Below are 14,121 nucleotides of genomic sequence, written 5' to 3' on the forward strand. Positions count from 1 at the left end.
ATGAAACACATATTTGTTTTATTTCTCTCTCTTATTCTGCTGATTCTGCCGGGTTGCTCATCTGAAGAAAGCGCTGCAGATACGGGCAAAAAGACGTTAACCATTTATTCTACGATGTCAACGGACAGTGAAAGAAACACATTCAGAAAACTAGCCTCAGCGTTCGAAAAGGAAAGCGGCATTCGCGTCAGCATTCATTTCCCAGGCAATGACTATGAAAATATGATGCGTGTCAGAATGGCCGCCAATGATCTGCCTGATCTCTTTGATACTCATGGCTGGGGGAAAATCAGGTACGGGGAGTATACAGCCGATCTCCGGGATATGAACTGGACTCAGAATCTTGATCCAAATTTAAACAGCATCCTTAAAAACAAAAGCGGAAAGGTATACGCATATCCGATCAACCAGGCAAAGGACGGCCTGGCGTACAACCGCAATATGTTAGACCGTTTCGGCATTGACCCGCCGGAAACGATGGATGACTTTATAAAAGCACTGAGAACGATTAAAGAAAAAAGCAATGGAGAAATCGTTCCTTTCTGGTTCGCCGGATATGACAAAAGCTCTTTCGCCCAATATTATGACCAATTCGCAACACCTCTTCTCATCACAGATCCTGCCCATAATGAAAAGAAACAGCTCATTGACGGCACCTTCAAGTGGAGCAAATTTACTTATCTTTCAGATACCCTCAAACAAATGCAGAAAGAAAAACTCATCAATATCGATGCCGTAACAGCAAAAAAATCACAGCTCATTGAGTTAATGGCTCAAAACAAAATTGCTTTTACCATGCAGGGCGGCACCCTCGGCCAAGACGTCGCCCAAATTAACCCGAATGTAAAGGTTGGGATTATCCCGACACCAGCTATTCACTCCGGTGATGACCCGATATGGATTGGAGGCGAGCGCTATACCCTGGCAGCATGGAAAGACTCGCCTCATTTAAAGGAAGCAAAGCAATTTATCGCATTTATGGCTCGTCCCGCCCATGCGAAAGAAATGGCTGAAGCCACATCGCTTCCTTCAGGGCTGACCAATGTAAAAGCTGATATTTTCTATGCCAAAGACTATCAGCATTATCAGAACATGAAAGTTGAGCCCTATTTCGACCGATTGTACCTGCCGAACGGGATGTGGGATGTAATGGGAACGGTCGGCCAGGAGCTTGCGGCAGACATTTTGACACCCAACGAGATTTCTAAAAAGCTGGGAAGAGAATATAAACGACTCCGGGAGCAATCTGGAACACAGGGAGCTGAAAACAATGAGTGAGATCGCAAGAGATGTTCATGTGAAACAGGTCAAGCCGAAAAAACAATCCTCACTTTGGTGGATGTATATTCCGGCTCTGCTCTCCGTTTTGATCTTCATGATTTATCCGTTTGTAAAAGGCGCTTTTATCACCTTCACAAATTGGAACGGATTTTCTCAGGTTTATCAGTGGGTCGGTTTCGCTCAGTATGAAAGGCTGTTTGCGGATCCCGACACATGGCATATCTTAAAAAACACGCTGCTATACGGACTCGGCAGCACCTTTTTTCAAAACGGCATTGGGCTTCTGTACGCCCTGCTATTAAATCAAAGCATAAAAATGAAAGCGATAACAAGGACCATTGTGTATTTGCCGGTTATGATCAGTCCGCTCATTATGGGCTACATTTGGTACTTTTTCTTTTCTTATGACGGAGGCGCGCTTAATGACCTGCTTGGCGTTTTCGGCATCACCCCGATCAACGCGCTCGCCAGTCCGTCTTCGAACCCATGGATCATCGTCATGATTAACACGTACCAATATGTCGGCATCGCCATGATTGTCTATTTGGCAGGCTTGCAAAGCATTCCGAAAGATTATTATGAAGCAGCGGAAATGGATGGCGCGACACGGGGCCAGCAGTTTTTTGGCATCACCCTGCCGCTGTTAATGCCTTCGATCACGATCAATATGGTCATCAACATTATCGGAGGCTTAAAGCTGTTTGACGTGATAATTGCGCTCACTGCAGGCGGACCCGGAAACGCGTCGCAATCGATGTCAACGTTTATGTATGACCTGTATTTTAAACGGCAGGATGCCGGATATGCTGCGACACAAGGCATATTTATGGCATTTGTCATTTTGATCATCAGCTTTTGCGCGCTTGCGTACTTTAAAAGAAAGGAGACGGAAATGTCATGAGAGCCGCCCGCTCAAACAAACTGCGGTTTATTACACTCCTCGCTGCCATTGTAGCCTGTGCGCATTTCATTCCTTTTTACATTCTGCTGACCACTTCATTGAAAGAAAAAGGAGATTACAGTTCCAAATGGCTGTTTCCATCTGACATTTCCTTTCAAAATTTTTCTGAGGCATGGGAGCGCGCTTCACTTGGCAACTCGTTTATCAACACAATCATCATCACAGGTGTTTCGGCATTGTTATTAATCATATTCGGCTCACTGGCCGCCTATCCTCTTGCCCGGCGGGAAACCAAGCTGAATAAAGCCGTTTTCGCGCTGCTGATTTCAATTATGATCATCCCTCCGTTAACGTCCATGGTGCCTTTGTACAGAATGGTCGTGGACGCCGGCATGGTCAACACACACGCAATCGCCATTTTGATCAATACAGCGGCGTATATGCCGTTAACCGTGTTTTTGTATTCCGGCTTTATCCGTTCAACCATTCCAAAAGAGCTTGAAGAAGCGGCAAGAATGGATGGAGCGGGAATGCTGAAAATCTTTTTTACGATCGTATTTCCTTTGCTGAAGCCGATCACTGCCACCATCTGTATTATTTCCTGTGTCTTTATATGGAATGACTATCAATTTGCGATTTTCTTTTTACAGGATCAGAAGGTGCAGACACTTACTGTCGCAATGGCCGGGTTTTTCGGAGAAAACGCCAACAATCTGCATTTGGTCGCCGCGGCTGCCATCATGGCAATGCTGCCGATGGTCATTCTGTTTCTGGCGCTGCAAAAATACTTTATTGCCGGGCTATCATCAGGCGCGGTAAAAGGATAATGAAATAAAGGAGGAACCGACATGAAAAAAATCACATTTATCGGTGCAGGGAGCACAATTTTCGCAAAAAATGTTTTAGGAGACTGCTTGTTAACGGAGGCGTTAAATGGATTTGAATTTGCGCTTTACGACATTGACCCAAAACGCTTGCAGGAATCTCAGCTTATGCTCGAAAATTTGAGAGACCGCTATAATCCGAGCGTGGTTATCAACAGCTATGACGACAGAAAACTGGCTTTGCAGCAAGCGGGCTATGTGATTAATGCCATTCAGGTCGGAGGCTATAAACCAAGCACAGTCATCGATTTTGAGATTCCTAAACGATACGGATTGCGGCAGACGATTGCCGACACAGTGGGCATCGGCGGGATATTCAGATCACTCAGGACAATCCCCGTGTTATTTGATATCGCAAGAGATATTGAGGAAATGTGTCCCGACGCCTGGTTTTTAAACTATACAAACCCAATGGCCTCCCTGACTGGCGCTATGCTTCGCTATACGGATGTGAAAACGATCGGGCTCTGCCACAGCGTCCAAGTGTGCACAAGAGATTTATTTAGATCTCTCGGTATGGAGCACGACGGGATTGAAGAACGAATCGCAGGCATCAATCATATGGCATGGCTGTTGGAAGTGAAAAAGGACGGCGCTGATTTATATCCCGAAATCAAAAAGAGAGCGAGAGAAAAGCAAAAAACAAAGCATCATGACATGGTGCGATTTGAATTGATGGATAAGTTCGGTTATTACGTCACGGAATCATCAGAGCACAACGCAGAATACCATCCTTATTTTATTAAGCGGAATTATCCTGAATTGATCAACGAGCTGCAGATCCCGCTGGACGAATATCCAAGAAGATGCGTGAAACAGATAGAAGATTGGGAGAAAATGAGGGATGACATTGTTAACAATAAAAACCTCACCCATAAACGCTCAAAGGAATATGGCTCAAGAATAATAGAAGCAATGGAAACGAATCAGCCGTTCACCTTCGGAGGAAACGTCTTAAATACCGGACTCATCACAAACCTTCCTTCCAAAGCAGTAGTTGAAGTGACATGCGTCGCCGACAGAAAAAAAATAACCCCATGCTTTGCCGGAGAACTTCCTGAGCAGCTCGCAGCGTTAAACAGAACGAATATCAACACACAGCTGATGACCATTGAAGCTGCTGTTACACGAAAAAAAGAAGCTGTCTACCAGGCAGCCATGCTTGACCCGCATACAAGTGCGGAGCTGTCCATCAATGACATTATTTCTATGTGTGATGATTTATTTGAAGCGCACGGCGATTGGCTTCCAGCATACAAATAAAAAAAACTAGGGGTGATCTCTCCCCTAGTTTTTCGGTTTCGTTTCGCCTTCCCAGGCCATCATGCCGCCTTCTACGTTGACTGTTTTAAAGCCTTGCTCATCCAAATACCTGCAGACATTCATGCTGCGCATCCCTGATCGGCAGATAAAAGTGTACTCTTTGTCTTTATCGAGGGTGTCCATTTTTTCAGGAATATCCCCCATGCGAATATGAACCGCTTGCGGGATCATGCCTTCCGCAACCTCTTCATCTTCTCTGACATCAATCAAATACAATTCTTCATCCGCCTCGATTTTTTCTTGCAAAGCAGCTGTGCTGATTTCTTTTATTTCCAAAGAAAACACTCCTATTCACCAATAATCATGTTCAGTATATCAAAGTCAGCTGGACGATTGCTATTTTGAGACTGATGAAAAAAATCCCCTTTTTGACAAAGGGGATTTTTTCAGGATTAGTTTGCCACAATATTGACAAGCTTGCCCGGCACCGCGATGATTTTACGAATGGTTTTGCCTTCAAGCTGCTCTTTGACCTTTTCATCTGCTTGAGCAAGCTGTTCGAGCTGTTCCTTCGTCGCATCTGCAGGAACCTGTAGTTTCGCTTTCACTTTTCCGTTCAGCTGAACAACGATTTCAACTTCGTCGTCAACAAGTTTTGCTTCATCATATACAGGCCAAGCCTCATATGCAATCGTACCGCTATGGCCCAATTTCTCCCACAGCTCTTCCGCGAGGTGAGGCGCGATAGGAGAAAGAAGCTTCACAAAGCCTTCCATATATTCCTTCGGCAGCTCTGACGCTTTATAGGCTTCGTTGATAAAGACCATCAGCTGAGAAATACCTGTGTTAAAACGCAGGCCCTCATAGTGGTCTGTCACTTTCATGACTGTTTCATGATAGACGCGCTCCAATGTTTCACCGGCGCCTTCAACGATTTTGCCATTAAGCTCACCGCTGTCTTCAACAAACAAGCGCCATACGCGGTCAAGGAAGCGGCGTGCGCCGTCTAAGCCTGATTCAGACCAGGCAATTGAAGCATCAAGCGGTCCCATGAACATTTCGTACAATCTCAGCGTATCAGCGCCGTGAGAGGCAACGATTTCATCAGGGTTGACAACGTTCCCTTTTGACTTACTCATTTTCTCGTTGTTTTCACCGAGAATCATTCCTTGGTTATACAGCTTTTGGAACGGTTCTTTCGTCGGCACTACCCCGATATCATAAAGGAACTTGTGCCAGAAACGGGCATACAGAAGGTGAAGCACAGCATGCTCCGCGCCGCCGATATACATATCAACCGGAAGCCATTTTTCCATTTTCTCAGGTGATGCCAGCTGATCCGGATTGTGCGGATCAATGTAGCGCAAGAAATACCAGCAGCTTCCCGCCCATTGCGGCATTGTATTCGTTTCTCTTCTTCCTTTTTTCCCTGTTTCAGGGTCTGTGACTTCAACCCACTCTTTAATGTTCGCAAGCGGTGATTCGCCGGTGCCGCTCGGTTTGATTTCGTTTGTTTTCGGCAGAATCAACGGCAGTTCTTCCTCCGGCACAGCTGTTGACGTTCCGTCCTCCCAATGAATGATCGGAATCGGCTCGCCCCAGTAGCGCTGGCGGCTGAAGAGCCAGTCGCGCAGACGGTAAGTGACTTTCTTTTCGCCGTTTTTCGTTTCTTCCAGCCAAGCGATCATTTTTTCAATCGCTTCCTGTTTATTAAGCCCGTTCAGGAAGTCAGAGTTTACGTGCTCTCCGTCGCCTGTGTACGCTTCTTCTTCCACGTTTCCGCCTTTCACGACTTCCTTGACTGGAAGGCCAAATGTGTTGGCGAATTCAAAATCACGCTCATCGTGACCGGGAACAGCCATGACTGCACCTGTTCCGTATGAAGCAAGAACGTAATCTGCGATCCAGATCGGCAGTTTTTCACCGTTTACAGGATTGATCGCATAAGCTCCCGTGAAGACGCCTGTCTTTGTTTTCGCGAGATCCGTGCGCTCAAGGTCACTCTTTGATTGAATTTCTTTGATATAAGCTTCGACAGCTTCTTTTTGCTCAGCAGCTGTGATTTTTTCTACCAATGCATGCTCCGGAGCAAGTACAGTGTATGTAGCGCCAAACAATGTATCAGGTCTTGTTGTAAACACCGTAAATGATTCATCATGTCCGTCTATGCCAAAATGAACGTGCGCACCTTCAGAACGGCCGATCCAGTTGCGCTGCATGTCTTTAATGCTTTCCGGCCAATCAAGCTCTTCCAAGTCATCAAGAAGCCTGTCCGCATAAGCTGTGATTTTCAGCATCCACTGCTTCATCGGGCGTCTTTCGACCGGATGGCCGCCGCGTTCACTCTTTCCGTCGATGACTTCTTCGTTGGCAAGAACCGTACCGAGTGCAGGGCACCAGTTTACCGGCACCTCATCAACGTAAGCAAGGCCCTTTTCATAAAGCTTTAAGAAAATCCATTGTGTCCATTTATAGTATTCAGGATCTGTCGTGTTGATTTCGCGATCCCAATCATATGAAAAACCGAGCGCCTGAATTTGGCGGCGGAAATTATCAATATTCTGCTTCGTAAACACTGCCGGGTCATTCCCGGTGTCGAGAGCGTATTGCTCAGCCGGCAGACCGAATGCGTCCCAGCCCATCGGATGAAGAACGTCATACCCCTGCATGCGCTTCATGCGGGAGAGGATATCCGTTGCTGTATAGCCTTCAGGGTGTCCGACGTGCAGACCCGCTCCAGACGGATAAGGAAACATGTCCAGCGCGTAAAATTTTTGTTTCTCATTATGATCAAGAGTGGCAAATGTTTTGTTTTCCAGCCAATAATTTTGCCATTTCTTTTCTATCTCTTTGTGCTGAAAACTCAAAGTAAAAACCTCCTTCTGATTGAATACGGCGTTTTATGGTTCAAGTATTGACGGGAAAGGGACAATTATATTCAGAATATTCCCAAACTAAAAAAAACTCCCTCATCCCTAAAAGGGACGAGAGACTTTCGTTTTCCCGCGGTACCACCCTCGTTAGCGCGGCAGACGCCGCACTCACTTGATACTTTTAACGCAGTTATGCGTCAGCGGCTTTTCACCGCTGCAACTCTGAGGTGAGTTCGGAAACAAACTTGATTGACTTTCACCAGCCGTCAACTCTCTGAAACAATATCTGCTTCTTACTGCTCCTCTTCATTGTTCTTATCGCAACCGTAATCTTAACTGTATTTTATAGAATTCTGTTCATAAGTGCAAGCAGGTTTGTATACAATGGGAATGTACCCTGAACGGGCGAAGATTGAGGACAATTATTCTGGTGGAGTTTTGGTTTGACGTTTCGACTCGGCCGGTTCGCCGCCGCTGTTCATTTCTCTTACAAAATCAAAGCTTCTGAGAACAGCTTCACCGCCGTAGCCTGAGATTATGGATAAGATGACAAGTTGAATTCCTGAATCGGGGTCAGCGGATAGTACAAGTAAAATGGAAGCCGTCATGCCGATAAACCAATCTTCCAAAAATCCAAGATAGATAAACCGCTTTGTCATCCTGGGTTTCTCCAGTCTGCCTCTCTTTTTCACATGACCGAGAATCCCCATGATTCCTCCAATTACACAAGCAATTAATACCTGATGCAGCATCTTCATCATCACCTTCCTAAAGCCCTTATTTCGTAAAGCGACTTCAGGCCATCCAGCCCCCTTAAACGATTCCGATGATTTTCGATATCTACATACTGGCAAATCTGAAAAAAGCTTGTTTCTTCCATTATATGTGAACACATGATCGGTAAGCTTGATGCATTAGATTCATTTTTCACCCAGTGACATTTACCTAGTCACTTATTTAGCATGTAGAAACCTTTCCGTTCATATGTTCAAACTCTGTTCTTATTTTTAGTGTATACGAGGACAAGCCCGAATGACAAACAACAAACTGCGCTTGCTTGAATCAGAACATGTGTTGTGCTACGGTTACTGTAGAATTCATTAAAAAAAGGGGAATATCAGGCTTTCGCACAGCAAGCTGGCGGCCTAAGGGGGAATTATATGGGTAGTTTTCAATCATTCGGAATAAAAGGACAGCTGGACGTTATCAAAAAAGCGCTTGATCACGCGCGAGTCGGTGTAGTGATTACAGATCCTGCACTTGAAGATAATCCGATTGTCTACGTAAACCAAGGCTTTGTTCAAATGACCGGCTATGAGGCCGAGGAAATTTTAGGAAAGAACTGCCGCTTCTTACAGGGGAAAGATACAGACGCTGGTGAAGTGGACAACATCAGAGCCGGTTTACAAAATAAAGAGCCGGTTACAGTTCAGATTCAAAACTACAAAAAAGACGGAACGATGTTCTGGAATGAGTTATATATTGATCCGCTGGAAATAGAAGACAAAACCTATTTTGTCGGAATTCAAAATGACATTACCAAGCAAAAAGAGTATGAACAGCTTCTCGAGGATTCCCTCACAGAAATTACTGCACTTTCAACTCCTATTGTGCCGATTCGCAACGGCATTTCGGCTCTTCCGCTAGTCGGCAACCTGACAGAGGAGCGATTTAATTCCATCGTCAGCACATTGACGAATATTTTATCAACATCCAAAGATGATTATTTGATTATTGATCTATCAGGTTTGGCCCAAGTAAATGAACAAACCGCCGACCAGATTTTCAAGCTGAGCCATTTGCTGAAATTGACCGGAACAGAATTAATTATTACCGGCATTAAGCCCGAATTGGCCATGAAGATGAATAAACTGGATGCTAATTTCTCATCGCTGAAAACATATTCTAATGTAAAGGATGCCGTTAACGTACTTCCGATTATGTAAAAAGATCCCGCTCATCCGGCGGGATCTTTCTTATGAAGAAACTGAAGCCTGCTTATTCGCTTTATCAGCTGATTTTAATCGTTTGTCGTATAAAATCGTCGTGACTATGCTGATCATAAGCAAAACCAAAAGAGATAAAACGAGAGCGTGAATGCCGGAATGATCGACGAGCACGCCTCCGAACAAAGGCCCTATCATTCTGCCACCTGTCGCAGCGCTGTTCACAAACCCTTGATAAAACCCTTCTTTCCCTTTAGGCGCAAGCTTGTTGGCAATCGTTGGCACCGCAGGCCAAACAAGCATTTCTCCGATGGTCAAGATCACCATGGCAGCCAAAAACATTGGAAATTGCTTCGCAGTCAGCAGCATGCTGTAAGACACAATAAAAATGACAAAACCAATGATCATTTGCGCTTTTAGCGACTCAGCCCATTTTTTCACAAAAAAGCTGACAAGCGGCTGTCCAACCACAATTAAAATTCCGTTAATCGTCCACAGCACACTATATAAAGATAGAGACATTCCGATACTTTGCGTGTACGAGGCAATGGTGGTAGACCATTGAGAATATGCCAGCCATCCGAGCACATACCCGCTGCTCAATATGACCAGAGCCGTAAATTTCGCTTTGCTGCTTACAGCATCATAATCAAGCACAGACGTTTGGGACACATCCTTCGTCTGAATGTTTCGAAATCCGAAATATACGATAAAGAAAAAGACCACATACAGCGCGGCATTCGCCAAAAATACGTATGAAAACGAGAAAGACGCCACCACGCCGCCAAGCGCAGAACCGACGGCAACACCTGCGTTTTGCGCGACATAAATCGCATTAAATGCCCTTCTTCCCCCTTCTGGCCACACTGATCCAGCCATTGCGTAACTGGCCGGAAAAACAACACCTGAACCAAACCCTACAATTGTAAGCAACACAATATAAAACGGCCAATCATGAAAAAAGACGAGACCCACCAGACTTGCTAACGTAATCGCAATTCCGAGCATGATGGATTTGAACCCGCCGATTTTATCAAACAAAAACCCGCCGCATAAATTCCCTGCCACACTGGCGCCGGAATTCAGCATAAGGACAATCCCCGCGACCGTTAACGACTTTCCTAAATGATTATGAATATAGATCGTGTTAAGCGGCCATAAAAAGGATGCCCCCGTCACATTAATAAACATCCCTATCACTAAAATTTTCAATGCGCGCGGCATACTGATCCCCCTTTCTTATCTATAAAAGCTCATGAAAAAACGGAAACCTCAAAAGGCTCCGTACGAATCCAGTTATCATAGCACATTCATTCTATCTGTCTATCTCATATTTTTCAACAGATGAGTGTGAAAAAATCTAACAAATATTACTCAAAAATTGTAAAATAAATAGAAAAAGGGGAAAATTTCATGGAAATGGCATTCGCATTCCTCGGTTTTTTTGCATTTCTCTTTTCACTTGGCTATGGAGTATACCATCTCGTCAGATATGTGCTGAAAAAGGAAAAACGATTCTCTAAAAAACTCTTTTGGCCGCTTTTCATTGGAGGTCTCATTCTGCTCTTCACCGGAGCAGCTTTGTCAGAACCTGACGCTGCCGCAGCAAAGGCTGATAAAAAATATTCAGCACTAAACACTGAATATAAAAGTCTTAAACAAGAGCATGAAGCACTTGAGAAAGAGTATGAAGCCATCAGCTCTGAAGCAAAGAAACTGAAAGACGACACAAAAGATCAAGACAAGCTCAAGCAGCTGGAGAAAGAAAATAGTGAACTAAAAAAGACTCAGAAATCATTAAAAGCAGAAAATAAAGAACTTCAAGAAAAACAAAAACAGCTCAAAGATGATACCAAAACAGCAAAGGCTGAAAATGAAGCCCTTCAACAAGATAAAACAAAACTTGAAAAGCAATTAAAAGAGGCACAAAACCGAACAGCCAGCACAAAAGAAAACAGCGAACATTCTTCAACCAGCACAAATAAAAGCAACGAAACCAGCTCAGCTGATACAGCAGAAGGCTGTCTTATCAAAGGCAGCAAAAACGGCATTTATCATACGCCGGGCAGTACATACTATGACCGGACGACAGACCCAGCTGAAATGTTTTGTTCAGTTGAAGAGGCTGAGGCAGCCGGGTATCGGGCGCCGAAACGATAAACAAAAAAGCTCCAGTTCTCTGGAGCTTTTACTGTTTTACAATGCCGACTTAATCACCTTTTTATAATAAAGAACCGACAGAATACCGAAAATAGAATAGAGTGCAGTATATAACACCATCACCATAATCATCGGCGACCATACCTCTGATCCGAATAAGAACCAGCCGGATTGTACGGCAAAGTAACTGTGAAAGAGGCCGATCACCAATGGAATGCCGAAGTTATACATTTGTTTGATGCGTATCCCCTTCAACAGGTCGCCCTGTGTAAAACCGAGTTTTCTTAGGATGGTATAATTCGGTTTTTCTTCTTCACTTTCACCCATTTGTTTAAAGTAAAGGATACACCCCGATGTGATGAGAAATGTTAATCCTAAGAAACCAACGATGAACATGACCATACCAAAAAGAGATTTTTGCGCAATACTTGTATCCAGCCTTGATAAATGTAGATCTTTCTTGTTGACCTTTTGAAAGAGCTCATTTGCTTTTTCAAGCTGATCTCCATGTTTCATATTGATGCCGATAAATTCAGATTGCGCCAGCTGAATGCGAGGGTCTTTATCTTTATTCAGCTGTTTAAACAGGTTGTCATCCACTATGACTGCGGGCATTCCCCCGCTTGTAAACGTGTAGGATACAAGAAACTCTTCTCTTAATCCTTTATAGTGTAATGATTTTGTCTCATTCTTGCTTTTGACTTTAATGCTGCCGGAGTCTTTTAAAACCATTATCTTTTGCAGCAAGTCAGTATATCCTGAGAAAACCGCTTCCCCAGCCGCCACATCGACTCCTTTTACATCTTTATCGCTAACAACAGCGAGCTGTGTGTTGCTGGGATCGCTCTGCATCTCTTTCGAAGTTCCATCCATGATATTTGTGAGATCAAATGACGATTGCAGGACAGGCATTTCTTTTTTGACGTACGACATGTCATTTTCACTCAAACTGCTTTCAAATCGTTTGGCATCTTTCTCATTCATGAATGAAAAATCCGCCGCTACATTTTGTTCAGCAGTCTTTTCTGCCGAGTAATACGAAATATAAGCAAGGGATAACAGCCCGATGGCGAGCGCTGAAACGGTTGTGATAATTGTCAGAAGCAAAGCGTTCGATTTCATTCTGAACATAATCGATGACAGTGACAGAACCTCTGAGATATTCAAGTAGCCGCCCTTGCTTTTCCGAATGATGTTCGAGATAAACGTAACCGATCCTTTATAAAAGAGAAACGTCCCGATAATGACGGAACCTAAGATAAGACTCATTGCGAAAAACAGTTCGTTTATGGTCTTGAATTTTCCGCTAAATAGCTCGGAAGACACGTAGTATCCCGTTAAAATCAACACGATGCCCAGCGCCCCGATCAGCATCTGGAAAAAAGAGATTCTCTTCACTTTATCCTCAGTGGAAGACGTTACTTTAAACAAAGATAAAATGCTTTGTTTTTTGATAAACGTATAATTCATGATCATAATCAAAAGGTAAATGCCGCAGAACACAATGATTGTTTGAACCAAGGCTTGCTCAGAAAAATGCAGTTTCGCATCAGCTTTGACATCGACGATTTTGAACAAGATCATGAGCACAAGCTTTGAGATTGAAAATCCGGCAAAAACCCCGATGGCTAACGAGCCGAAATACAGCATGATATTTTCCGCACTTAAGATACGAAAGATTTTGTGCTTTGTCATTCCGATTAATTGAAACAGCCCGATCTCTTTACTCCGCCTTTTAATAAAAATGGTATTGGCGTACAAAATAAAGATTGATACAACAGCCACAAGCAAAATTGAAGCGGTTTTAATAGCCGCGGCGCCTTTTATGGAAGCTTTTACTTCATTAATGGCCGGGTCATATTGGAGTGTGACAAATGCGAAATAAAGCGCCACACTAAAGATCAAAGCAAACACATAAAGGTAATAATTCCTGATATTCTTTTTCAGATTTCGCAGTATGAGCTGATTAATGTTCATGCTGCACCCCGCCTAACACGCCTTGTGTTTTCATGATATCCTGGAAAAACGTCTGCCTGTCTTGGCCTCCTTTATTCAGCTGCGTATACATCAGGCCATCCTTAATAAAAATGACTCTGCCGCAGTAGCTCGCTGCAACGGGATCATGGGTAACCATAATAATTGTGGCGCTGCGTTTTTGATTGAGCTGGCTCAGCTTGTTTAATAGATCAGAGGCTGATTTTGAATCGAGCGCGCCGGTCGGCTCATCAGCGAAAATAATGCTCGGGTCATGAATAAACGCTCTTCCGGCGGATGTTCTCTGCTTCTGGCCGCCGGAAATTTCATTCGGGTACTTATCCCGCAATTCATAAATACCCAATTCCTTCGCCACTTCCTCAAACCTGCGGTTTGCTTCCTTTTTTGATATTTTCGTGATCGATAACGGCAGAAGGATATTTTCTTTCACGGTTAATGTGTCTAACAAATTGTAATCTTGAAAGATAAAGCCTAAGTGCTGTTTTCTAAATTCAGCCAGCTGCTTTTCCTTCAAGGACGTCATTTCGTTTCCGTTAATGTTGATCGTTCCGTGGCTTACCTTATCAATCGAGGACAGAACGTTAAGCAAAGTCGTTTTGCCCGACCCTGAAGCACCCATAATACTGACGAATTCGCCCTTTTCAATGTGAATATCGATGCCCTTCAGCACTTCCTGTTTATTGAGCTTGTTACCATAGCTTTTTCGAATTTTATTCGCTTCTAAAATCATCATATCCGTAGTCTCCTTTATATTGGATACTGTTATTATAAAAAGGATTGACGGGCTTTTCCTTCGATTAGGCGAACAAAAAAGAAAA

Annotated in this window: 12 protein-coding genes and 1 other annotated feature; of the genes, 6 read left to right on the forward strand and 6 right to left on the reverse strand. The window is 43.9% G+C overall.

The features are described 5' to 3' along the window. The 4 genes from CJU60_RS18355 to melA are packed head-to-tail and all read left to right on the forward strand — an operon-like array spanning position 1 to position 4,329. Positions 1-1,278 (forward strand): ABC transporter substrate-binding protein, encoded by a 1,278-nt coding sequence (locus tag CJU60_RS18355; protein ID WP_095714555.1) that lies wholly within the window; start codon positions 1-3, stop codon positions 1,276-1,278. Further along, positions 1,271-2,182 (forward strand): carbohydrate ABC transporter permease, encoded by a 912-nt coding sequence (locus CJU60_RS18360; RefSeq protein WP_095714556.1) that lies wholly within the window; start codon positions 1,271-1,273, stop codon positions 2,180-2,182. Before CJU60_RS18355 ends, CJU60_RS18360 begins: the two co-directional genes overlap by 8 nt. Then, on the forward strand, positions 2,179-3,009 hold the full coding sequence (locus tag CJU60_RS18365; protein ID WP_095714557.1) for a carbohydrate ABC transporter permease: 831 nt from the start codon (positions 2,179-2,181) through the stop codon (positions 3,007-3,009). Before CJU60_RS18360 ends, CJU60_RS18365 begins: the two co-directional genes overlap by 4 nt. Positions 3,010-3,030: 21 nt before the next feature. Then, a complete protein-coding gene (gene melA / locus CJU60_RS18370) occupies positions 3,031-4,329 on the forward strand; it encodes an alpha-galactosidase MelA (protein ID WP_024122560.1) in 1,299 nt (432 codons plus the stop codon). A 24-nt stretch (positions 4,330-4,353) separates the two neighbouring features. Here the strand turns inward: melA and CJU60_RS18375 are convergent, their stop codons facing one another. The 3 genes from CJU60_RS18375 to CJU60_RS18385 form a co-directional block, all read right to left on the reverse strand. Further along, complete coding sequence (locus CJU60_RS18375) at positions 4,354-4,665, reverse strand: rhodanese-like domain-containing protein (protein WP_024122561.1); 312 nt, start codon at positions 4,663-4,665, stop codon at positions 4,354-4,356. A gap of 116 nt (positions 4,666-4,781) precedes the next feature. Next, entirely contained in the window at positions 4,782-7,196 is a 2,415-nt protein-coding gene (gene leuS, locus CJU60_RS18380; RefSeq protein WP_095714558.1) for a leucine--tRNA ligase, read from the reverse strand. Positions 7,197-7,306: 110 nt separating this feature from the next. After that, positions 7,307-7,521: a binding site (T-box leader), on the reverse strand. Positions 7,522-7,624: 103 nt separating this feature from the next. After that, entirely contained in the window at positions 7,625-7,960 is a 336-nt protein-coding gene (locus CJU60_RS18385; protein WP_003223352.1) for a DUF4257 domain-containing protein, read from the reverse strand. 402 nt (positions 7,961-8,362) lie between these two features. Here CJU60_RS18385 and ytvA point away from each other — a divergent pair, with 402 nt between their 5' ends. After that, positions 8,363-9,148, forward strand: coding sequence for a YtvA family blue-light photoreceptor (ytvA, locus tag CJU60_RS18390; RefSeq protein ID WP_095714559.1), 786 nt, complete (start codon positions 8,363-8,365; stop codon positions 9,146-9,148). A gap of 30 nt (positions 9,149-9,178) precedes the next feature. Here ytvA and CJU60_RS18395 read toward each other — a convergent pair whose 3' ends face one another. Next, positions 9,179-10,372, reverse strand: coding sequence for an MDR family MFS transporter (locus CJU60_RS18395; RefSeq protein WP_095714560.1), 1,194 nt, complete (start codon positions 10,370-10,372; stop codon positions 9,179-9,181). 189 nt (positions 10,373-10,561) lie between these two features. Between CJU60_RS18395 and CJU60_RS18405 the strand changes: the two genes are divergently transcribed. Next, complete coding sequence (locus tag CJU60_RS18405) at positions 10,562-11,308, forward strand: LMBR1 domain-containing protein (protein WP_095714561.1); 747 nt, start codon at positions 10,562-10,564, stop codon at positions 11,306-11,308. 36 nt (positions 11,309-11,344) lie between these two features. Here the strand turns inward: CJU60_RS18405 and bceB are convergent, their stop codons facing one another. Beyond that, complete coding sequence (gene bceB / locus CJU60_RS18410; protein WP_095714562.1) at positions 11,345-13,285, reverse strand: bacitracin ABC transporter permease BceB; 1,941 nt, start codon at positions 13,283-13,285, stop codon at positions 11,345-11,347. Further along, positions 13,275-14,036, reverse strand: a complete 762-nt coding sequence (bceA, locus tag CJU60_RS18415; RefSeq protein ID WP_095714563.1) for a bacitracin ABC transporter ATP-binding protein BceA — start codon at positions 14,034-14,036, stop codon at positions 13,275-13,277. The genes bceB and bceA overlap by 11 nt, the downstream gene beginning before the upstream one ends. Between the last annotated feature and the right edge of the window lie 85 nt (positions 14,037-14,121).

It is taken from the genome of Bacillus sp. 7705b (assembly GCF_002289525.1).
In the GTDB taxonomy this organism is placed as follows: Bacteria; Bacillota; Bacilli; order Bacillales; family Bacillaceae; genus Bacillus; species Bacillus halotolerans.